The 20907-nt window shown below is 60.8% G+C and carries 19 protein-coding genes; 2 read left to right on the top strand and 17 right to left on the bottom strand.

Annotated elements, in window-relative coordinates:
• Positions 1–2 precede the first annotated feature (2 nt).
• The 9 genes from PPRO_RS00250 to PPRO_RS00210 all read right to left on the bottom strand — a co-directional run bounded on the left by PPRO_RS00250 (position 3) and on the right by PPRO_RS00210 (position 9740).
• Complete coding sequence (locus PPRO_RS00250; protein ID WP_011734006.1) at positions 3–809, bottom strand: hypothetical protein; 807 nt, start codon at positions 807–809, stop codon at positions 3–5.
• Positions 806–2638 carry an asparagine synthase-related protein gene (locus PPRO_RS00245; protein ID WP_198138306.1) on the bottom strand — a complete coding sequence of 611 codons (1833 nt, stop codon included), beginning with the start codon at positions 2636–2638 and terminating at the stop codon, positions 806–808. The genes PPRO_RS00250 and PPRO_RS00245 overlap by 4 nt, the downstream gene beginning before the upstream one ends.
• 87 nt (positions 2639–2725) lie before the next feature.
• On the bottom strand, positions 2726–3757 hold the full coding sequence (locus tag PPRO_RS00240; protein ID WP_198138305.1) for a sugar-transfer associated ATP-grasp domain-containing protein: 1032 nt from the start codon (positions 3755–3757) through the stop codon (positions 2726–2728).
• Between the two features lie 211 nt (positions 3758–3968).
• Complete coding sequence (locus PPRO_RS00235) at positions 3969–4259, bottom strand: lasso peptide biosynthesis PqqD family chaperone (protein WP_011734003.1); 291 nt, start codon at positions 4257–4259, stop codon at positions 3969–3971.
• A gap of 202 nt (positions 4260–4461) precedes the next feature.
• The gene (locus tag PPRO_RS00230; RefSeq protein ID WP_011734002.1) at positions 4462–5481 is read right to left on the bottom strand and encodes an aspartate-semialdehyde dehydrogenase; all 1020 of its coding nucleotides are present in this window, start codon (positions 5479–5481) and stop codon (positions 4462–4464) included.
• 15 nt (positions 5482–5496) lie between these two features.
• Entirely contained in the window at positions 5497–6594 is a 1098-nt protein-coding gene (asd, locus tag PPRO_RS00225; RefSeq protein ID WP_011734001.1) for an aspartate-semialdehyde dehydrogenase, read from the bottom strand.
• A 40-nt stretch (positions 6595–6634) separates the two neighbouring features.
• Entirely contained in the window at positions 6635–7723 is a 1089-nt protein-coding gene (gene leuB, locus PPRO_RS00220; protein WP_011734000.1) for a 3-isopropylmalate dehydrogenase, read from the bottom strand.
• Between the two features lie 100 nt (positions 7724–7823).
• The gene (gene metK / locus PPRO_RS00215) at positions 7824–8990 is read right to left on the bottom strand and encodes a methionine adenosyltransferase (protein ID WP_011733999.1); all 1167 of its coding nucleotides are present in this window, start codon (positions 8988–8990) and stop codon (positions 7824–7826) included.
• Positions 8991–9131: 141 nt separating this feature from the next.
• Complete coding sequence (locus tag PPRO_RS00210) at positions 9132–9740, bottom strand: arylesterase (RefSeq protein ID WP_011733998.1); 609 nt, start codon at positions 9738–9740, stop codon at positions 9132–9134.
• A 243-nt stretch (positions 9741–9983) separates the two neighbouring features.
• On the opposite strand from PPRO_RS00210, the gene PPRO_RS00205 reads away from it, so the two are divergent.
• On the top strand, positions 9984–11681 hold the full coding sequence (locus PPRO_RS00205) for a methyl-accepting chemotaxis protein (protein WP_011733997.1): 1698 nt from the start codon (positions 9984–9986) through the stop codon (positions 11679–11681).
• Between the two features lie 95 nt (positions 11682–11776).
• Here PPRO_RS00205 and ahcY read toward each other — a convergent pair whose 3' ends face one another.
• The 5 genes from ahcY to PPRO_RS00180 all read right to left on the bottom strand — a co-directional run bounded on the left by ahcY (position 11777) and on the right by PPRO_RS00180 (position 17783).
• Positions 11777–13174 (bottom strand): adenosylhomocysteinase, encoded by a 1398-nt coding sequence (gene ahcY, locus PPRO_RS00200; RefSeq protein ID WP_011733996.1) that lies wholly within the window; start codon positions 13172–13174, stop codon positions 11777–11779.
• A 57-nt stretch (positions 13175–13231) separates the two neighbouring features.
• Complete coding sequence (locus PPRO_RS19170; RefSeq protein ID WP_011733995.1) at positions 13232–13981, bottom strand: DUF1698 domain-containing protein; 750 nt, start codon at positions 13979–13981, stop codon at positions 13232–13234.
• Positions 13982–14077: 96 nt separating this feature from the next.
• Positions 14078–15007 carry an ArsR/SmtB family transcription factor gene (locus PPRO_RS00190; protein WP_011733994.1) on the bottom strand — a complete coding sequence of 310 codons (930 nt, stop codon included), beginning with the start codon at positions 15005–15007 and terminating at the stop codon, positions 14078–14080.
• A gap of 166 nt (positions 15008–15173) precedes the next feature.
• Positions 15174–16232 (bottom strand): NAD(P)H-dependent flavin oxidoreductase, encoded by a 1059-nt coding sequence (locus PPRO_RS00185; protein ID WP_011733993.1) that lies wholly within the window; start codon positions 16230–16232, stop codon positions 15174–15176.
• A gap of 276 nt (positions 16233–16508) precedes the next feature.
• Positions 16509–17783, bottom strand: coding sequence for a M16 family metallopeptidase (locus PPRO_RS00180; RefSeq protein ID WP_011733992.1), 1275 nt, complete (start codon positions 17781–17783; stop codon positions 16509–16511).
• A gap of 279 nt (positions 17784–18062) precedes the next feature.
• Between PPRO_RS00180 and PPRO_RS00175 the strand changes: the two genes are divergently transcribed.
• Entirely contained in the window at positions 18063–18500 is a 438-nt protein-coding gene (locus PPRO_RS00175) for a DMT family transporter (RefSeq protein ID WP_011733991.1), read from the top strand.
• A gap of 159 nt (positions 18501–18659) precedes the next feature.
• Here PPRO_RS00175 and PPRO_RS00170 read toward each other — a convergent pair whose 3' ends face one another.
• Genes PPRO_RS00170 through PPRO_RS00165 form a run of 3 tightly spaced genes read right to left on the bottom strand, consistent with a single transcriptional unit; the run spans position 18660 to position 20852 of the window.
• The gene (locus PPRO_RS00170; RefSeq protein ID WP_011733990.1) at positions 18660–19049 is read right to left on the bottom strand and encodes a biotin/lipoyl-containing protein; all 390 of its coding nucleotides are present in this window, start codon (positions 19047–19049) and stop codon (positions 18660–18662) included.
• A gap of 51 nt (positions 19050–19100) precedes the next feature.
• On the bottom strand, positions 19101–19277 hold the full coding sequence (locus PPRO_RS21120; protein ID WP_198138289.1) for a hypothetical protein: 177 nt from the start codon (positions 19275–19277) through the stop codon (positions 19101–19103).
• 24 nt (positions 19278–19301) lie between these two features.
• On the bottom strand, positions 19302–20852 hold the full coding sequence (locus PPRO_RS00165; protein ID WP_011733989.1) for an acyl-CoA carboxylase subunit beta: 1551 nt from the start codon (positions 20850–20852) through the stop codon (positions 19302–19304).
• Between the last annotated feature and the right edge of the window lie 55 nt (positions 20853–20907).

Raw genomic sequence — 20907 nt, 5'->3', positions numbered from 1 at the left:
CCCTACGCCTTTTCCTCCATTGGCAATCCCCTGGCCTGCCGATTCCGCACCGATGTTTCGATCATCGCCGGGTAGTCATCCCCCCACGGCAGCAGCAGCGGCAGGCACAGGTCCTCTGCTGCGCAAACGGCAAGCTGAGCGGCGGTAAGGGCTGCCTGTGGACCGAAGCGCTGCTTTGTTGCCGTATAGAGCCGCAGCTCCTGGCCCCAGAAATACACCTTACGGGCCTTGACGTTCTGCTGCATCCGCTGCGTGTCACCCAGCGCCGCGGCGTCGGCTACGGGGCACCAGATATCGGCATAGAGAAAATCAACCGGATCAGTCGGTTCCCACTCCAGAGCGTCAGCCTGGACAATCTCAATCTTCGCCGCAATCTCCGGGGGCAATTGCCCTACCACACCGGTTGCGACGATCAGTTCCAATACCTCGCTATCTCGTTCCACCACCGTAACCTTCGCAACAGCCGGATTGAGTGCCGCGTTCAGGGCGACCCATCCCATACCCAGCCCCATGATAACCGTATGGCCATGGGCGCAGAGGCAGCCCGGTTCCTGGCTCTCGATCTCGTGGGGGGTCAGGGACATCCAAGGCTCCCACAGTTCAAAATCATCAGGACTGCGCCTCAGTAAGACCGGCGTACCGGCAATGACCTGACACCCGCTGTAATAGCCATGGTCGATGCCGATGCCGGTCCGGGAAATGCGCCACGCGCCCCATTCCCCTTCCGGGTACTCGGGGAGAAACCACGGGGTCCGAAAAAGCGGCAATCCCAACAATTCGGCCATCCGTTCGGCTGTCGCGGTTTTCATGACAGTCCCTCTCCGGTTTCCAGATGCTTAAACCAAGCACTCAGTTTTATGGCTGACGAGATATTCCTGGTCAGCTGAAATCTCCTGTTATCTCCCGGACCGTTACCCAGCGAAGGCAACTGCTTGACCTGCCGCCGCAACAATTCCGTATCGATGTACTCTTCCAGTGCCGGGTGTAATTCAGACACGTCAAGGTCGAGCAGAGGACGCCAACTATCCTCCCGCTGGCCCGTGACCATACCCATGTCCTTGCCCTGTTTCCAGGCCACCAGTTGCGGTACTACGCCATCGATTGCCCGGCGGTGCAGATAGCGTCCCATACCGCGATAAATATTTTCCTGCGAGGGGATCGACAGAAACAGTCTGACCAGACGCAGGTCCAGCAGAGGCCAGCGGTAGTCGATCCTGCGTCCGGCAGCCATCAGGCTGCAGTTCTCCATCCGGGTGGGCATAAACGGCTGCCAGCGTTTTTCCAGGGTAAACTTCTTTAGGTCGGTGTACCCCGTGTCGAAACGGGCATCCTCAAAGTAACGCTCTTCCAGCCCGTAGCGCACCGCCAGTTCGTCGCGTACCACCCGGTGGGGCCAACGACTTTTGTAGGCGTCAACAAAGCCGTTGTCGGCGATCTGGCCGAAACAACTAAAATTATTCGTTTTGCGCCGTCTCCATTCCAGCTTGAGCAGACGCAGAAGGCGATACAAAGGGTTACCCGGCAGGGTGTTGAAGAGTTCACGATAGCGTCCCTGCACCGCCATTCCCATGGGCACCAGGTAGCCGTGGATGGTGGTGCCGAACTCGTCGCCACCGAAACCGGACAACAGAGTGCGGATGCCAATCTGTTCCGCCAGATGGTAGAACGGCTCATGCAGGGTTGCGGTGCCGTGCTCCACCGGGTAACCAAGCAGTGCCAGGGAACGTTTCCGGACCTTTTCCGACTCAGCCTCGCGGGCCGCCACGATATGGTTGTTATGAAGGCGACACGCCTGGGCAACGGCCATGATGTAGCGTGGTTCCAGCTCAGCAAAGGCAAAGCCGAAAGTGTGCAACTGCTTGTTCGGCTGTTCCAAGAACCGGGCGGCAAAGGCGGTGATGGTGGAGGAATCGATACCGCCGCTCAGTTCCGAGCCGATGGGGTAGTCGGAATCGAGACGGCAGCGTATCGCCTCTTCCATCTGCTCCCGATAGGCAATAACGTACTCTCGGGAATCCTTTAGCTTCAGTTCCGGTTCGGCGGAGAGCTGGAAATATTGCCGCAGTTCGGTCCGCTCCGCCGTGACGGTCAGAGAGTGAGCCGGAGGCAGTTTTTTTATCCCCGAGTACGGCGTGCGGTCGAAGCTCATGGAGAGTTGTACCAGATATTCCGCCACCCACTGGGAATCGATCTCCAGTGTCACCCCTTTCAGATGTCGAAAGGCTGCAAGCGAGGTTGCACAGACGAACAGGTTGTCCAAGGAGAAATAGTAGAGCGGCCGTACCCCCATCTGATCCCGGCCGCAGAAGACCCTGCTGTTCCTCCGGTCATGGATGACGAAGACGAAATCGCCGATCAGGTGATCGACGCAGGCTTCTCCCCACTTGAGGTAACTCTGCAGGATCAGTTCCGTGTCGCAGCATCGGGCTAGCTCGGCCGAATCAATGTCCAGTTTTTTCGCCAGCTCATCCCGGTTGTCCAGCCGCGCCCAGGAGGCCGCCGTTGTATCGCTTGGCCCGTGATGAAACGGGACCGGCTCCAGCCGGGAGCGGGCGGTATTCCAATGCAGGCACTGCACCAGCAGGCTGTTTTCAGCATCCGCCAGATAACCGCTCTTGTCCGGCGGCGCATAAGGCATGAGCCTCTTGATAATACCGGCCGGATCGATCCGGTGGGCGGGTGCAGAGCCTTGTGGATTAAAGCAGAAGAAGAACATAACGATTGGTTATCCTGTCCCGGTCTCATCACGCAGAAGACCACGGTACATAGTCTGGGGCGTTGTGGCCCCCCAGCCCGTGTTCCCCTCCAGCATGACGGGACCGGCGGGTGTTACGACATAGTCCCAGGCAACGGCGTAGATATCGGGAAAGCACCGATGGGCACGAAAGGCGCTCTCCATGATGCTGTCCCAAAAGGGTACGGTTTGATTGCCAATCCGGTCAAATACGGCGTCATGGTTCAGCTGGATCTCAGGCGGCAACCGCCCTGGAAAAGACGCTATCCGGCCGGACGACACTTCGATGGGCAGCATGATATGCCCTTTGAGGGCGCCATTCGATAGATTCGGTATCTCCAGGGTCGCGCAGTAGCACTCCATGCCGCGCGCCGGATGGATTTCAGTAATAACGCGCAGGGTAACGACATCCTCCGTGGGGCACAAACCGGCAAAATCGGGATTATTCTCCAGAAACGGCTGAATCAGAAAGTCGTCCCTGGCCATGGCCCTCTTCAGGCAATCAAGACTGGAACGCTTCGTCATCACGCCGTTTTTCGCCGCGAATATGTCGATATCCACCCCCCGCCTTTTGATGACAAAGGCGTCGCGCCCGGCGGAGCCGCGGTTGGGCTTGCAAAAGATCCGGGAGCGAGTTTGCAGATAGGGTGTCGGATCGAAGACGCCGCCACGGGGAGCAGTCCCCAGAGCCGTTGCCATGGGAACGCCGCGGGCACCGAGAAATTCGGCGAGGCGGAATTTGTCCTGCAGCATGGCCAGAGACGCCGGCGTTTCGCCGGACCTCGCGCCGCGCCAACGGTGAAAGGCCTTTACTTCGTGGATAAAGACATAGTCCCAGAAATTCCGTCTTGCTTCACGGTGATAGAGTCGGAAGGCATAAGCCTCACCAGGTGGGATGCAGTGACAAAGCCCCAACCGCAGAAGGTGTCCCAGTTGCGTCACCCTGCCGATCCCTTCCTGTTCGGCAACAGCCCTGCCCCGATGCGCCACGGCGCGTATGGAGGATCTCCAGCATGAGAACAAAACCCAGCGCATCCACAACAGAAACTCGACAATCAGGAAGAACGGAATCTGAAGGTCCGGATGTCTGCCTCTGAGCCATAACGTCCGATGAATACGCACTTTCTGCGATGGACGGGGAAGCAGATAGCGCCAGCTGATGATTCCGTGCGGCAAGGCGCGGCGCAGGATGTGATTTCGAAAACCAACCGCCATACGCCCCAACGACATGGCGCTATCCCTCTATCCGCACTATCCCGGCTTCATGGAGTTCCCGGAGAAACGCCAGCACGTCCTCCTCGCAGGTCTGCCGGTCCACCTCATATCTCCCCAGCAGCGCGCCAATCAGCTCCGAAACTTTTATGGGCTTCTCCATCAACTCCCATACTCGACTTCCCACCGGATCGAGCCCGTAATAGTTTCCCTTTTCGATACTCATCATGACCTTCTCGTCGTCGATATCGCTGGCAACGATATCCTTAACCTGACTGACCAGGCTTTCCTGGGAAATTCCGTTTGTACCCATGATGACTCCTTACATGCTATATCCACAGATAGGGGTGATTTGGAAGACCGCCGGATTTCCCACACCCCGCCAGCCGGCAACTCCGTCTCCACCACAGGGCACAAAAGGTAGCAGAGATTTCCATGGTGACATACAAAAAAAAACGCCCGTGTGAGACAAGGCGCTTTCTGCTTCCTTCAGAACCGGGACCGGCTTATCCCGGTCATTTCAAGAGGTTCTCCACCAGCAGCTCGGCCACTCGCAGGCTGGCCATGGCGACCTGCCGGGTGTTGTCGGCCGCCAGCCACAGGTTGAGGCCGTTTTCGATGGAGTCGTCCTCACGGATGCGTCCCACCTGGACCAGGTCCTGACCAACGGCATCGCACGGCATGGGGTAGCTCTGCTCGGCCGGGTCATCCACCAGCTCGCAGGCGGCATATTGGCCGATCAGCTCCCTGGCCTGGTCCGCGCCGATCCTGCTGGCGGTCTCCACGTTGACCGAGGCGGCCTGACCGTAGAAGAGCGGCAGGCGCACCGCGGTGGCGCTGACCCTGACGCTGTCCCCCAGGATCCTGCGGGTCTCGGCGGCCACATCAAGCTCTTCATCCGTGACGCCGCTCTCAAGGAACTCCCCCACCTGGGGGATGCAGTTGAAGGCGATGCGGTGGGGGTAGACCCGGCTGTCGGGGGAGCGGCCGTTGAGCAGTTCCAGCACCTGGTGGTGCAGTTCGTCGATGGCCTCCTTGCCGCTGTCGGAAACCGCCTGGTAGGTGGAGACGACGATGCGCCTGACGGTTCCCCGGTCGTGCAGCGGCTTGAGCGCTGCCAGCAACTGGAGCGTCATCGCGCCGGGAATGGCGACGATACCCCTGTCGCCGAAGCCGGAAATGTCCTGGGGGTTGACCTCGGGCGCCACCAGGGGGACATCCGGCTCCCGGCGCCAGGCAGCGCTGGTGTCGATGCAGACCGCCCCGGCCTGGCGGGCCGCGGGGCAGAACTCACGGGATTCGGAGACGGCAGTGCAGAAGAAGGCGATGTCGGTCCCGGCGAAGGAGTCGCTGGCCAGCTCCTCCACCGCCACTCCCCTGCCCCTGAATTCCAGAAGCTTGCCCGCCTCAGCGGAATCGGACAGGAAGCGGATGTTTCCCACCGGGAAATCCCCTTCCTCCAGGCACTCCAGCAGCTGTTCGCCAATGACGCCACTGACTCCCACAACTGCGATATTCCAACGTTTTTTAGGCACGATACTCTGTTCTCCCTATCGTTCCATCAGTATGCGCAGCATGCGGCGCAAAGGCTCGGCGGCTCCCCAGAGGAGCTGATCGCCGCAGGTAAAGGCCGAGATGTACTCCGGCCCCTGCTTCATCTTGCGTACCCGGCCGATGGGCACCGTCAGGGTACCGGCAATGGCGGCCGGGGTCAGGCGGGACAGGCTTTCCGCCTTGGTGTTGGGCACCAGATCGACCCACTGGTTGTCATGGGCGATCAGGCTTTCAATGTCGGCAATGGGCAGGTCCCTGTTCAGCTTGATGGTCAGGGCCTGGCTGTGGCAACGCATGGAACCGACCCGCACGCAGAGGCCGTCCACCGGGATGGGAGTGGTGGTTCCCAGGATCTTGTTGGTCTCCACGAATCCCTTCCACTCCTCGCGGCTCTGGCCGTCCTCCACCTCGCTGTCGATCCAGGGAAGCACGTTGCCGGCCAGGGGATAGCCGAATGCCTTGGTGGGCAGGCTGTCGCCGCGCATGGTTGCGGTGACCTGGCAATCGATGTCCAGGATGGCCGAGGAGGGGGTTGCCAGCTGGTCGGCGACACAGTCCCTGAGCATACCCATCTGGTTCAGGAGCTCACGCATGTTGGGGGCGCCGGCGCCGGAGGCGGCCTGATAGGTCATGGAGGAGACCCACTCCACCAGCCCGGCGCGGAACAGGCCGCCCAGGGCCATCAGCATCAGACTGACGGTGCAGTTGCCGCCGATGAAGTCCTTCTGGCCGTTGGCCAGGGCGGCGTCGATCACGTCGCGATTGACCGGATCCAGCACGATCACCGAATCCCTCTCCATGCGCAGGGTGCTGGCGGCATCGATCCAGTAGCCATCCCATCCCTGGCGGCGCAGTTCGGCGTGGGCCTTGGTGGTATAGCCTCCGCCCTGGCAGGTGACGATGATGTCCTGTTTCTTCAGTTCCTCGAAATTCAGGGCGTCGATCAGCACGCCCCTGTCCATGGGGGCCGGCTGACCCTGCTGGGAGGTGGTAAAGAACAGCGGTTCAATACCGTCAAAATCGTTTTCCTCCCGCATGCGCTGAAGGAGTACCGAGCCAACCATGCCACGCCAACCGACCAGTCCGACTTTCATTGCTTGTCTTCCTTTTCTGAAGTGAATTTTTCTGCCGCGCTCAGAGCACAGCGATAATCGCGTCGCCCATCTCTTTCGTGTTGACCAGCTTCTCCCCCGGCTTGTTCTGATGGATGTCATGGGTGCGGTATCCCTGCTCCAGAACCGTTGCAACGGCGCTGTCGATGGCATCGGCCGCCTCCAGCATGCCGAAGGAGAACTTGAGCATCATGGCGGTGGAGAGAATCTGGGCGATGGGGTTTGCAATCCCCTGGCCGGCGATGTCCGGTGCCGAACCGCCGGACGGCTCGTACATGCCGAAGGAGCCCTCGGCCAGGGAGGCGCTGGGGAGCATGCCCAGGGAGCCGGTGAGCATGGCCGCCTCATCGGAGAGGATGTCGCCGAACATGTTCTCGCACAGGATCACGTCGAACTGCTTGGGCCACTTGACCAGTTGCATGGCAGCGTTGTCCACGTACATGTGGGACAGCTCCACGTCCGGGTACTCCTTGGAGATGGTGGTGACGATCTCGCGCCAGAGCACCGACGATGAGAGCACGTTGGCCTTGTCGATGGAGCAGACCTTCTTGCCCCGCTTCCGGGCGGCCTGGAAGGCCACGTGGGTGATGCGCTCGATCTCGGGCACGCTGTAGCGCAGGGTGTCGAAGCCGACCCGTTCACGCCCCTCTCCCTCGATCCCCTTGGGCTGGGAGAAGTAGATCCCGCCGGTGAGTTCGCGCACCACCAGCACGTTGAAGCCGCCGGCAATCACCTCTTCCTTCAGGGACGAGGCGCCGGTGAGGGACGGAAAAATGATGGCCGGCCGCAGGTTGGCGTACAGGCCGAAGATCTTGCGCAGCGGCAAAAGCGCGCCCCGCTCGGGCTGCTCTTCAGCCGGCAGGTTCTCCCACTTGGGGCCGCCCACGGAACCGAACAGGATGGCGTCCGACGCCCGGCAGATATTCACGGTGCTCTCCGGCAACGCCTTGCCCTCGTTGTCGATGCCCGCGCCCCCCACATTGGCCGGGGTGCGCTGGAAGGTGACGCCATACTTCTGCTCAACGCAGTCCAGCACTCTAAGCGCCTCGGCCATAACCTCGGGACCGACGCCGTCGCCGGCCAGGACCGCGATTTTGTACGATTTCGACATGATTTCTCCTTGGTAATAAAAACAGGGCGGTTGATGCAACCGCCCCGGCCTTGCCCTGTTCCGTCAAACGGAATACGGATTCAGCGTACGGTCAGCGCTTTCAGCAAGCGGCTTTTTCCTTGAGGATGGCGGCCTTGTCGGTCTTCTCCCAGGTGAATTCCGGCAGTTCCCGACCGAAATGACCGTAGGCGGCGGTTTTCTTGTAGACCGGGCGCAGCAGGTCCAGCTGCTCGATGATGGCCCGGGGACGCATGTCGAACACCTCGCGCACCAGTTCGGCCAGTCGATCTTCCGAGACCCTGCCGGTGCCGAAGGTGTGCACCATGATGGAGACCGGCTGGGCCACGCCGATGGCATAGGCCACCTGCACCTCGCAGCGGTCGCACAGGCCGGCCGCCACCAGGTTCTTGGCCACATAGCGCCCCATGTAGGCTGCCGAGCGGTCCACCTTGGATGGGTCCTTGCCCGAAAAGGCGCCGCCGCCGTGGCGGCCCATGCCGCCATAGGTATCGACGATGATTTTGCGGCCGGTCAGGCCGCAGTCGCCCATGGGGCCGCCGACCACGAAACGGCCGGTGGGGTTGATGAAGTAGCGGGTGGCGCTGTCCAAGAGCTCGGCCGGGATGACCTTCTTGACCACCTCTTCGATGACCTGCTCCTCGATCTGTTTGTGGGTCACGTCCGGGGCGTGCTGGGTGGAGATCACCACGGTGTCGATGCGGGCCGGCTTGTCGTTCAAGTACTCAACCGACACCTGGGATTTGGAATCGGGACGGAGAAAGCTCAACTGCCCGGACTTGCGCACATCGGCCAGTTTCTTCACCAACTGGTGGGAGAGCTGGATCGGCATGGGCATCAGTTCGGGAGTCTCGTTGCAGGCATAGCCGAACATCAACCCCTGGTCGCCTGCCCCCTGCTCCTTGTACAGGCCGTCCCCCTCGGTGACCCCCTGGGAGATGTCGGGAGACTGCTTGTCGATGGAGGTCAGCACGGCACAGGTCTCGTAGTCGAAACCCATGGCGGAATCGTTATAGCCGATCTCCTTGACGGTCTGACGAATGGTGGCGGGAAAATCGATGTTGGCGGATGTGGTTATCTCGCCGGCAACGACCACCATGCCGGTGGTCACCATGGTTTCACATGCGACGCGGGCACTGGTGTCCTGCTCCAGGATCGCATCCAGCACCGCATCGGAGATCTGGTCGGCAACCTTGTCGGGATGCCCTTCGGATACCGACTCGGATGTAAAGATGTATTTTTCAGCCATGATGGGTTACTCCTCCCGTTTTCCGTAATATGTTTGATCGGCGGATATTCAACCGAGCCGTTCCGGCGAAATAAGACTGTTTAATTTATAGGCAGGTGCCTGTTTTGTCAAGCAAAGAGCGCTTCATCCCTGCCCCACCGCTCAGGGCAGGACCCCGTGCTTGCGCAGCAGATCAGAAAACGCCTCGGCCATGGCACGATAGCCGGCGGCGTTGGGATGGACGATGTCGGACTTGAGCGACGGTTTGGCGATGATGCGGGGAAGAACCTTCCGTTCGATTGGTATACCCGCCTCTTCGGCAACCTGGTCATAGAAAGGGGGCGGCTCCAGCGACAGGCCGATGGCCGGCACGCTCACCAGCACTGCGGAAGCACCCCGTTCCCGTATCATTGCCAGCATGGCCCTCAGGTTGTCGGCCGTCCGTTTTTGGTCCAGCCCCTGCATCAGGTCGTTGGCGCCATGGCAGAGGATCACCAGCGACGGCTTCACCGTTTCCAGGGTTGCCGGCAGGCGCCGCAACCCTTCGGCCGAAACCTCTCCCGGTATGCCGGCATTCACCACCCGCCGCCCGATCAGCCGCGACAGGACGGCGGGATAGCTCTGGTCCGGCCCGGCACCGGTCCCAAAGGTCAGGCTGTCGCCGTAGGCCAGCACGACTCCGTCAGCCGGCAGAGGGGGAAGCGAGGGGCCAGCCGAGCAGGCCGAGAGCTGCAGCAGGGTCAGTCCAAGCAGGAATCCGTAATAGCGCATCGCCGCTCCTTTTTCACGTTCTTGCTCAAGTTTTTGCGGTTAGTATCCGAAAGATATCCTTCGTCCTCGCCACAAAACCCCATATTACCGCGCTTGTCAAGCATGAGAATGGCCTGGGAACGGGAGCCGCGCCTTCACCGCACGCTGCCCATTTCCTGCCATTCTCCCCACTGCTGCTATACTAAGGGGGTCTGTGTGTCGCGGAACGCACTGATTTAAAATCAACTGCACAAGGAGGATGATATGGCTGTTTCAGGTAAGGGGTTGGGATTCGGGAACAAGATCCTCTTGATGGTACTCGTGTGCAGCATCGGCCTGGCCTCGCTGACCTCGTTGATCGCCCTGAGGGAGTATGTGGGGTCGTACACCCGCTTCATCGACATGTATCGCGCATCCCTGTTCAGCGATTTCGACAGCCAGGCCCGAAGCGAGGTCGATACGGCGGTGAGCATGCTCCAGGCCGTGTATGAGCGGCAGCAGAAGGGTGAACTCTCCCCCGAGCAGGCCAGGAAGCTGGGCGCCGACCTGCTGCGCGAACTGCGCTACGGAAAGGAGGGGTACTTCTGGGCAGACACGACCGAGGGCATCAATGTGGTGCTGCTGGGCAAGCCATCCGAGGGCACGAGCAGGATCGATCTCCAGGACAAGAAGGGCACGTACATGATCCGCGAGCTGATCGAGAAGGGGAAACAGCCGGGCGGCGGCTTCACCGACTACTGGTTCCCCAAACAGGGGGAGACAGCCCCCTCCCCCAAGCGCGGCTACTCCCTGGAATTCAAGCCTTTCGGCTGGGTGATCGGCACCGGCAACTATGTGGACGACCTGGAAGGTCTGGTGGCCAAGGCCGCGGAAGAGAGCAAGAAGAACCTCCGTCAGGGGATCTACCTGATCGTAGGGGTCACCCTCGTCCTGGCGGTTATCATAGCGTTTGTCTCGCTCATGGTCACCCGCCGCCTGCTGCGTCACATCGGCACAGAACCGGTACAGCTTGAAGAAATCACCCGTCAGGTGGCGGAGGGCGATCTGACCTACCGCTTCGAGCAGGGCAAGGGGGGCGTGTATGAGGCCATGCGCCAGATGGTGGAGCAGTTGCGGCAGGTCATGGACAAGGTCAACAGGAGCTCCCAGGATGTGGCCTCGGCGTCGGTAGAGCTGAACAGCAGCGCCGATCAGATGGCCAGTGCGTCCCACGAGGTGGTCAGTCAGGCAAATACCGTGGCGACTGCCAGCGAAGAGATGTCGGCCACCAGCATGGACATCGCCAACAACTGCCATCGCGCCGCCGAAAGTTCCAACCAGGCCAGCAGGACGGCCCAGGCAGGCGCCGACATCGTCAGGAGCACGGTTGACGGCATGAGCCGTATAGCCGAAAAGGTGCGCGGTTCAGCTACGGTGGTCGAGCAGCTGGGCGTCCGCTCCGACCAGATCGGCGAGATCGTGGCCACCATCCAGGACATTGCCGATCAGACCAACCTGCTGGCCCTCAACGCCGCCATCGAGGCAGCAAGGGCAGGCGAGCAGGGACGCGGCTTCGCGGTTGTCGCCGACGAAGTCAGGGCCCTTGCCGAACGGACCACGCGGGCCACCCGCGAGATCGGCGAGATGATCAAGAACATCCAGAACGAAACCAGGTGCGCCGTATCGTCCATGGAGGAGGGGGTCCAGGAGGTGGAACAGGGAACGGTGGAAGCGGCCCGCTCCGGCCAGGCCCTGGAGGAGATCCTGGAAAAGATCAACGAAGTAACCACCCAGATCAGCCAGATCGCCACGGCGGCTGAAGAGCAAACCGCCACCACCCGCGAGATATCCAACAACATTCAGCAGATTTCGGAAGTCGTGGATATGACCGCCAAGGGCGCCCAGGACATATCCCAGTCCTCTTCCAGCCTCTCCCAGCTCTCCGTAGACCTGCAGGACCTGGTGAGGAGGTTCCAGGTATAGCCAGACTCGATCTGGCTGGAATCGGTATGAACAAAAAGGGGGGCGGCATCTCATGATGCCGCCCCCCTTTTTTCATTAGCCTCGGATAAAGCCACTCAGTAGCGGTAGTGGTCGCTCTTGTACGGACCTTCCTTTTTGACGCCGATGTAGGCGGCCTGGGCATCGTTCAGTTCGGTCAGCATGGCGCCCAGGTTCTTGAGCTGCAGGCGGGCTACCTTCTCGTCCAGCTCCTTGGGCAGGGTATGGACGCCGAGCGGGTATTTGCCCGGGTTGCAGAACAGCTCGATCTGGGCCAGGGTCTGGTTGGCAAAGGAGGAGGACATGACAAAGGAGGGATGGCCGGTGGCGCAGCCCAGGTTGACCAGGCGCCCCTCGGCCAGCAATATGATGCGCTTGCCGTCCGGGAAGATGATGTGGTCCACCTGGGGCTTGATATTCTCCCAGTGGTACGCTTTCAGCTTGGCAACCTCGATCTCGTTGTCGAAGTGGCCGATGTTGCAGACGATGGCGTTGTGCTTCATGGCCTTCATGTGGTCGTGGGTGATCACGTCGATGTTGCCGGTGGTGGTGACGAAGATGTCGGCCTTGTCGCAGGCATACTCCATGGTGACTACCTTGTACCCTTCCATTGCCGCCTGGAGGGCGCAGATCGGGTCGATCTCGGTCACCCAGACCTGGGCCTGGAGTCCGCGCATAGCTTGGGCGCACCCCTTGCCCACGTCGCCGTAGCCGCAGATCACGGCCACCTTGCCGGCCACCATCACGTCGGTTGCGCGCTTGATGCCGTCCATGAGCGATTCGCGGCAGCCGTAGATGTTGTCGAACTTGGACTTGGTGACCGAGTCGTTGACGTTTATGGCCGGGAACTTGAGCGTCCCCTTCCGGTGCATCTCGTACAGCCGGTGCACGCCGGTGGTGGTCTCCTCGGTGACCCCCCTGATGGTTGCGGCGGTTCGGGAGTACCAGCCCGGCTGCTCGGCCAGACGTTTCTTGATGGCGCCGAACAGGGCCTGCTCCTCTTCGCAGCTGGGATTGTCGATAACAGCCGGGTTGCTCTCGGCATCGCTCCCCAGGTGCAAGAGCAGGGTGGCATCGCCGCCGTCATCCAGGATCATGTTCGGGCTGCCGCCGTCGTGCCATTCAAAGATCTTGTGGGTGTACTCCCAGTACTCCTCCAGGGTCTCCCCCTTGTGGGCGAAGACCGGGATGCCTGCCGCCGCGATGGCGGCTGCGGCATGGTCCTGGGTGGAGAAGATGTTGCAGGATGCCCAGCGCACCTCGGCCCCCAGCGCGGTCAGCGTCTCGATCAGCATGGCGGTCTGGATGGTCATGTGCAGGGAGCCGGCGATGCGCGCCCCTTTCAGCGGCTGCGTCTTGGCAAACTCCTGGCGGATGGCCATGAGTCCCGGCATCTCGGTCTCGGCGATGATCATTTCCTTGCGGCCCCACTGGGCCAGGGACATATCCTTGACGACGTAATCATATTCTGACATTTCAGTATTTCTCCTTTTACATTATATGGTTTTTCGTAGCGACTAACGTATCTGCAATCAATACGAGGACTTTGTTTTTCTACCTTTTACAAACCCCCTGCACATACTCAGGTTATTAGGGTTCTCGGTCAATTTCCACCCGGTCACATCGTCAAAACCTGCCGCACGAACCATTTGGGCGAGACAGGCTAAGGTCGGTACCCACCAGTTTGAATTGTTGTTTGCATACTGATTTTCAGGGTAAAATTCCATTGCCACACTGTTTTTAAGACCGTGCCCAAGTCCACCATGATAGGGACTGAAGTCGTCAAGGATAGCAGATTCAACATAGATTTCGCCTCGACATACCGACGAAATCTTGTCCAGTGCGAGAAGCGGGTAGCGAAGATGATAGAGCGTTCCAAAAAAGAATACAGTGTCAAAAAGCCCGTGCCTTTCCACATTCAGGTCATAGACCGACATGTCAATACGTGGGCAGCGTTGAATGGCATATCCCAATGCATCTCTGCAAAAATCAAAAGTTTTCCAAGCCACTCTTTGAGACTGATCAAGAGTTCCCAAGTAGTCTGAAAAATCGTCGATGGCAACAACCTGTGCAGCGCCACGTTTTAACGCCTCGAATGTCCAGTATCCGTCCCAGGCTCCAATATCCAATATACGCTTGTCGTGCAGTGACTGCGGGATACCGTATGCGGCTGCATTGATAGGAGCCCAACCAGGTGTTACGATGCCAAATGGTAGTTCTATTCTGTGATACCAGTAGGGGAACTTATCCACTTCTTGTTGCAATGCTTCTCTGGTATTCATAACGATTCTCCTCTGTTGTCTCTAAAGTCGGAGTTAGAAACCCGCACATGATCGACGGCCAGTGACACTCATTGTCAGGCCTTGTTGATTCGTTTTTCAGGCTGAAATCTTACCTATAGCTCCCCGCACCAGCAGCACCCCTTCCCTGCCAGCTGCAGGGGCAATCCGTTCCATTGTGGTCGCTGCGAATCCGGCCGATTGAAGCCACACCCGCAGCTCATCCTCCTCGAAACCGAGCCACTGGTCAGCCAGCTGTTCCCGCACCCATTCCCGTTCATGGCGGGTCAGGTCGGCCACAAGCAGCAGGCCGTCGGGAGCCAGGACCCTCCTGATCTCCCGCAGCACCGCAGGCGGGTCAGGGGCGTGGTGCAGCACCATGTTGACCACGACGCAGCCGACGCTTTCGTTGGGGAGCGGCAGGTGGGTCATCTCTCCCAGGCGCAGTTCCACCTTCTCCAGTCCGGCCGCCTCCACCCGGCGGCGGGCCTCCTCCAGCATGGCCGGGGAGTGGTCCACGCCGATCACCTGCCGGGCACCTGTTGCCAGTTCCAGCAGCAGGCTCCCGGTCCCGACCCCCACCTCCAGAACCGGAACTTTGTCCGGAACGGCAGCCAGCAGACGCTCCAGATAGTCGGACACCGGCAGCAGCGCCCGGCACAGGTCGTCCCACTGCAAGGCGTTACGGTCGAAGAACTGCTGGCTGCGGCTGCGCCGTTCCTCCAGGATCCGAGCCAGCGCGGCCAGATCATCCTCCCGTTCGGGAAGCCGCGCCAGCCCCTGTTCCAGAGCCGGCAGCATGGCAGCGAAGAGCGGGTTTCCCTCCCCGGCCCGATAGTAGCTCCAGGTCCCCTGGCGCTTGACGTTCAGCACCCCCGCCTCGGTCAGGATCTTGAGGTGCCGCGAGATGCGCGACTGCCCCATACCGAGCATGCGGGTCAGTTCCTGTACGGTGAACTCGCCGCGCAGCAGCAGGTCCACCAGACGGAGACGGCAGGGGTCAGCCAAGGATTTGAGAAGTGTGAGCATGGAATATATCAATTCTTGTCATTTTGTTACATCAAGTATTCTTGATATAGCATCTTACCGCGGCAAGGGTCAAGCCAAATATCAGCCGTAAACGACCATGGCCCGTGGGAAATTTCCCGCGGGCCATGGCTGTATCCGGAATATGAAAAGAGTGCGGTACCTGGCTCTACCCGAACAGTTCGTCGAAGATGGCCTGGACAGTGGTGATGCGGTCCGCCTTCCAGGCATTGGTGCCACAGAAGAGCAGGCCGCTGTCGGTATCGCCGCGCTGGGCCCGGTCAAGGGCGCCCACGATGCAGAAACGCTCGCCATTCTCCTTGTAGGTGCACTTCTTGAGGCAGGCCATGCGGCAGACGGTGTGATTTTCAACATCATAGCCGCGGATATTGTCGAAATTCTTCAGAATGACCCGCCCCGGCAGACCGGCCGGACTCATGATCAGACCGATGTCCTCTTTCCCGCACTCCAGGTAAGCCTGCTTGAAGGCGTCGTCGGCGTCACACTCCTCGGTACAGACGAAGCGGCTGGCCATCTGCACGCCATCTGCCCCCTGGGCCAGGGCATACTCCAGGTCATTACGGTCCCAGATGCCGCCGGCGGCAATGATCGGCACATCGGTGCAATACTCGCTGCGGAACAGCTCTTTCACCTGGCGGACCGTTTCGTACTGGTCGTACTCGCCGGTTCCGATGTTTTCCATCTTCTCGCCCAGATGGCCCCCTGCAGTGTCCGGGTCCTCAACAACCACGGCATCCGGCAGGCGGTGATAGCTCTTGAACCACTTCTTGGTGATCAACTGGGCCGCCCGCAGGGAGGAGACGATGGGTACCAGCGCCACATCGGGATGGTCGGCGGTCAGCTCCGGCAGGCTCATGGGCAGGCCGGCTCCGCAGATGATCACCTTTGCTCCGGCAACCACCGCCGCCTTGACCAGCTCCTCGTAATCAGCCAACGCCACCATCACGTTGACGCCGACAATGCCATCCGGGGCGATCTCGTAGGCCTTGCGAATCTCCTCCTTGAACGCCTCGCTGTCGGCGTAAAAGAAGTTCTTTCCATTGTAGAAGCTGCTGTTGGCGCCGATACCCGCCGCGGCAACAACCCCAACCCCGCCACATCTGGCCACATGTCCGGCCAGGCGCCCGGCGGAGATGCGCACCCCCATGCCCCCCTGGATCAGTGGATAGCGCACGGTATAGTTTCCAATCTGTAACGGCTGCGTCATGGATCAGCCTCCTTATGAATTGTGCACGGAAAAAGCACGCGCATCTTAGCAGGAGAGCCGACGGGATCAATGTAATAGTTTTGTAAAAACGAAAGCGGAAGATTCGTAACAATCTTCCGCTCGACTGAAGCAAACTCGCCCCCTTGCAAAAGGGGGGCGTGGGGATTACCCAGCGTTGGCAACAGAGGGAATCGCCCCAGGGTTCCTTTTGCAGCGGGGGAGGCTCCGGTGCCTCAGCGCTGGCAAAACAGCCGGTAATGAATCAGGAAAGCTAATTCAGCGCGGCAGGCCGGGGCCGTCTCCCGGGCCAACAGACTCGACCCTCGGGGTGACCTCTCCAAACAGCGACTGCGCCAGGGAGCGCACATCCTCGGCGCTGACCGCGGCGATTCCCCGCAGTACATCCTCCATAGGCTCTGGCGTCCCCAGTACGGATAGGGAGTTGGAGATCCTGCGCACCTGGGTTTCGCAGTCATCAAGGGACATCAGCCGTTTGCAGCGCAGTTGCTCCCTGGCGGAATCCAAGGTCTCACTACTGACCGTCTCACCGCAGAAGCGCAGCAACTCGCCATGACAGACATCGATGGCCTCCTGGGCCCGCTCCGGTCCGGTGCCGGCAAAAACCAGCAGGCTGGCGCTGTCGCTGTAGGAGACCATGGTGGAGTAGACGGCATAGGCCAGGCCACGGCGCTCCCTGACCTCCCGGAACAGGCGCGAGCTCATGCCGCCGCCCAGAATCTGGTTGAACACGGCCAAGGTGTGACGATGCTCGTTTCCCGCCGGCGGGATGGGGTAGCCCATGTAGAACTGGGTCTGCTCCATGGGGCGCGGGTTGTGGACATACACGCCGATGGACGGCTGCCATCCCGGCTCGGGCGCGATCCGTGGTACACTGCCGCCAGGCAGTTCACACAGCAACCGCTGGACCAGCTCCACGATACGGTCATGCTCCACATTGCCGGCAGCGGAGACGATGGTGGCGTTGGCGACGTACTGGGAAAGCTTGTGTCCCATCAGGCGGTCGCGCCCCACGGAAGCGATGGACTCCGTCGTTCCCAGCACGCTCTGGCCGATGGGGTGATCCTTCCAGAACCCCTGGTGAAAGCGCTGATACAGGTAGCGCCCCGGGTTGTCCTGGATCATGGAGATCTCCTGCAGCACCACGCCCCGCTCCTTTTCCACCTCCTCCTGCGGCAGGGTGGAGTTCACGAACAGGTCGGCCAGGATGTCGAAGGTGGCCGGGAGGGCGGAGCAGAGGCAGGTGGCGTAGTAGAAGACCTCTTCCTGGCTGGTGTAGGCGTTGGCGCCGGCGCCCAGGGCGTCGAACTCCTCCATGATCCGGTCCGCGCTGCGCCGATCGGTCCCCTTGAAGAGCAGGTGCTCGATGAAGTGGGACGCCCCCCCCATGTCAGCCGGCTCGTTCCTGGTGCTGCTGTCGATGCGTATGCCGATGGCGGCGCTCTGCATGCCGGCAATGCTCTGGGTGACCACGCGGATGCCGTTGTCGAGGGTGGTCATGCGTGGCCTGGGTAGTTCTATACTGTGCGGCATTACTGCTCCTTTTGCTTTCCCCCCAAACAGCACCGAATCGAGGTGGGCAGGGGTGAGGGTCGATTCAACAAAGGAGGTACAATAGCAACTTTTATGTGGATACGCATCAGGGAAATGCTCTCTCCCGGCGAAGGCCTCCGTGCCATCATGCTATCCCTCTCTTTCGGTGACACTCCCGGTTCCGGCCGGAGCAGGGAACGCGAAAACTCTGTTGACACACCGCCAGATTCATGGGTATGCCATTCCTGAGCGAGTCAATCAACGCGCGAAGGAGCCCCCATGAACAACCCGACCCTGATCCTGCTCATGCTCTGCGGCGGCATGGCCATCGCCGTGCAGCCCTCCATCAACGCCCGCCTGGCCCAGAAGATCGGGCCATTGGAGAGCTCCATGGTCTCCTTTGGTGTGGGAACTCTGGCCCTGCTTATGGTTGTGCTCGTGACCGGCCGGGGCAACCTGCGGGGCATCACGACCGCCGACTGGTGGGAGCTGACCGGCGGCTTCCTGGGCGCCTTCTTCGTCACCCTGACCATCATCTGCGTGCCGCGGCTGGGCACGGCGGCGGTGATGGCAACCATCATCACCGGCCAGCTGGTGGCAGGCGCACTGCTAGACCACTACGGCCTGTTCGGGCTGCGCCAGCTGCCGCTGACGCCGCTGCGCTTGGCTGGCATGCTGCTCCTGGCTGGCGGCGCAGCGCTGGTCATCAGGCGCTAGCTTTCACCCGCTTGCCCCCTCCCCTCCTTTCAGCTCAGCCCACCCCAAACACACAAGCGCCCCGCGGAACCTTTCGGTTCGCGGGGCGCTTCCGGTTGTACTGCCACCCCCCTCAGTCTCCCCTGATAAGGGGAGGTTTGGAGGGGTTTAGGCTGGCGACTATTCGAATTCCACCAGGACCTGGCCGTTCTTCACGGCCTCGCCCGGGCTTACGTGGATGGCCTTGATCTTGCCGGCCACATGCGCCGTGATGTTGGTCTCCATCTTCATGGCCTCAAGCACCAACAGCAGGTCGTCCTGCTTGATCTCCTGGCCCACTTCGCTGGTGACCTTGAAGACAACGCCGGCGATGGGGCTGCGGCAGACCTTGTCGTCCGGCAGGCCGTCGGCGGCAGGCGCGGTGGCGACCGGAACAATCGGGGTCACCGGCTGGGAGCTGATGGTGGCGGCGGGAACCGGCGCGGCCGCCGGCATGCGGACTTCTTCGCCTTCGACGATTTCAACGTCTACGACGTATTTTTTCGAGTCTATTGTTAAGGTTAGCTGCACGTCGAGTCTCCTCTGAAAGATATTCTTACAGTCATGGATGTATGCGCGTTTCTAGATACTGCTGATACGTGCCCCGTGCAGTGCAACACGCCCCTGCATGGCCCAGCTGCTGGGTCCCTGGTCCCTGATCACGCGCGCTTTTCTGATACGCACGTTCTTGCCAAGGAAGGCGGCGATGGAGGCTGACATGATCATCAGTATTTCCGGTGCTATTTTCTCTTCCGACATTGCGTCCTCCGGTGTGGTGTGTGGTTACAGCGGAATCAGGCCGTGCTTCTTGGCCGGACGCAGCTCGCGTTTGCGGTAGAGGATGTCGAGGGCCATGGCCAGTTCGCGACGGGTGTACGCCGGTTCGATGACGTCGTCCACCTGGTTGCAGGCGGCGGCGGCAAACGGGTTGGCAAAGTTCTCGCGGTATTCGTCGATGAGTTCCTGGCGCTTGGCCTTGGGATCGGCAGCTTCTTTGAGCTCTTTACGGAAGATGACGTCGACGGCGCCTTCGGCACCCATGACGGCGATCTCGGCGGTGGGCCAGGCCAGGACGCGGTCGGCGCCCAGGTCTTTGGCGCACATGGCCAGATTGGCGCCGCCGTAGGATTTACGCAGCTCGACGGTGAGCTTGGGTACGGTGGCGGCGGAGTAGGCGAAGAGCATCTTGGCGCCGTGACGGATGATGCCGCCGTATTCCTGCTGGACACCGGGCATGAAGCCGGGGGTGTCGACGAAGGTGATCAGCGGGATGTTGAAGGCGTTGCAGAAACGGATGAAGCGGGCAGCCTTGTCGGAGCAGTTGATGTCCAGGACGCCGGCCATGGCGTTGGGCTGGTTGGCGATGACGCCGACGGTGCGACCCTGCAGGCGGGCAAAGCCGATGACGATGTTGGTGGCGTAGCCGGCCTGGATCTCCATGAAGTCGCCCTTGTCAAAGATGTTGACAATGACGTCACGGACGTCGTAACGCAGTTTGGGATCCAGCGGTACGATGTTGTTGAGAGCCTTGTTGGGCAGGATGGTCTCTTCCGCTTCCAGCTGGGGAGGATCTTCCAGGTTGTTGCTGGGCAGGAAGGAGAGCAGCCTGCGGGTGATGTCCAGGGCGTGCTTGTCGTCTTCGGCGACGAAGTGGATGACGCCGGAGGTGTTCATGTGAACCTGCGGCCCACCCAGGTCTTCGGCGCTGACCACTTCACCGGTGACGGCCTTGATGACGGCAGGGCCGGTGATGAACATGCGGGCGCTCTTGGTCTGGATGATGAAGTCGGTGAGAGCCGGGCTGTACACGGCGCCACCGGCGCAGGGACCGGCGATGATGGAGATCTGGGGGATGACGCCGGAGGCCTTGACGTTGGCGTAGAAGATGCGGCCGTAGCCACCCAGGCTGTGGTTACCTTCCTGGATGCGCGCCCCGCCGGAGTCGTTGATGACGACGCAGGGAGAGCCGGTCTTGAGGGCGTCTTCCATGGCCCGCACGATCTTGTCGGCGTGGACTTCGCCCACGGCGCCGCCGGCGACGGTGAAGTCCTGGCTGGCTACGTGCACGAGGCGGCCGTCGATGGTGCCGGCGCCGGTGACGACACCTTCGGCAGGCAGGACTTTGCCTTCCATGCCGAAGTAGGTGCAGCGGTGCTTGGCGTACATGCCGCTCTCCAGGAAGCTGTCCTGGTCCAGCATGTAGTCGAGACGCTCACGGGCGGTCATGCTGCCGGCGGCGTGCTGTTTCTCAATTCGGGCGCGACCGCCACCAAGGGCGATCTCGGCCTTCTTGTCGTTGAGTTCCTGGATTCTATCCTCTATTGTGATTGCCATGGTTCCTCACTTGTATTGAAATTACAATGTAGAAGTAAGCGATTACGTGGTCAGG

The sequence above is a fragment of the Pelobacter propionicus DSM 2379 genome (genome assembly GCF_000015045.1).
Lineage (GTDB): Bacteria > Desulfobacterota > Desulfuromonadia > Geobacterales > Pseudopelobacteraceae > Pseudopelobacter > Pseudopelobacter propionicus.
This window is presented reverse-complemented; position numbering and strand designations above follow the sequence as displayed.

Excerpts from the sequence above, each read along its gene's own strand:
- ahcY (WP_011733996.1), bottom strand. The coding sequence starts at position 13,174 with ATGTCAGAATATGATTACGTCGTCAAGGATATGTCCCTGGCCCAGTGG.
- PPRO_RS00205 (WP_011733997.1), top strand. The coding sequence starts at position 9,984 with ATGGCTGTTTCAGGTAAGGGGTTGGGATTCGGGAACAAGATCCTCTTG.
- PPRO_RS00210 (WP_011733998.1), bottom strand. The coding sequence starts at position 9,740 with ATGCGCTATTACGGATTCCTGCTTGGACTGACCCTGCTGCAGCTCTCG.
- PPRO_RS00185 (WP_011733993.1), bottom strand. The coding sequence starts at position 16,232 with ATGACGCAGCCGTTACAGATTGGAAACTATACCGTGCGCTATCCACTG.
- PPRO_RS00180 (WP_011733992.1), bottom strand. The coding sequence starts at position 17,783 with ATGCCGCACAGTATAGAACTACCCAGGCCACGCATGACCACCCTCGAC.
- PPRO_RS19170 (WP_011733995.1), bottom strand. The coding sequence starts at position 13,981 with ATGAATACCAGAGAAGCATTGCAACAAGAAGTGGATAAGTTCCCCTAC.
- metK (WP_011733999.1), bottom strand. The coding sequence starts at position 8,990 with ATGGCTGAAAAATACATCTTTACATCCGAGTCGGTATCCGAAGGGCAT.
- leuB (WP_011734000.1), bottom strand. The coding sequence starts at position 7,723 with ATGTCGAAATCGTACAAAATCGCGGTCCTGGCCGGCGACGGCGTCGGT.
- PPRO_RS21120 (WP_198138289.1), bottom strand. The coding sequence starts at position 19,277 with ATGTCGGAAGAGAAAATAGCACCGGAAATACTGATGATCATGTCAGCC.
- PPRO_RS00250 (WP_011734006.1), bottom strand. The coding sequence starts at position 809 with ATGAAAACCGCGACAGCCGAACGGATGGCCGAATTGTTGGGATTGCCG.
- asd (WP_011734001.1), bottom strand. The coding sequence starts at position 6,594 with ATGAAAGTCGGACTGGTCGGTTGGCGTGGCATGGTTGGCTCGGTACTC.
- PPRO_RS00165 (WP_011733989.1), bottom strand. The coding sequence starts at position 20,852 with ATGGCAATCACAATAGAGGATAGAATCCAGGAACTCAACGACAAGAAG.
- PPRO_RS00235 (WP_011734003.1), bottom strand. The coding sequence starts at position 4,259 with ATGGGTACAAACGGAATTTCCCAGGAAAGCCTGGTCAGTCAGGTTAAG.
- PPRO_RS00175 (WP_011733991.1), top strand. The coding sequence starts at position 18,063 with ATGAACAACCCGACCCTGATCCTGCTCATGCTCTGCGGCGGCATGGCC.
- PPRO_RS00190 (WP_011733994.1), bottom strand. The coding sequence starts at position 15,007 with ATGCTCACACTTCTCAAATCCTTGGCTGACCCCTGCCGTCTCCGTCTG.
- PPRO_RS00245 (WP_198138306.1), bottom strand. The coding sequence starts at position 2,638 with ATGCCTTATGCGCCGCCGGACAAGAGCGGTTATCTGGCGGATGCTGAA.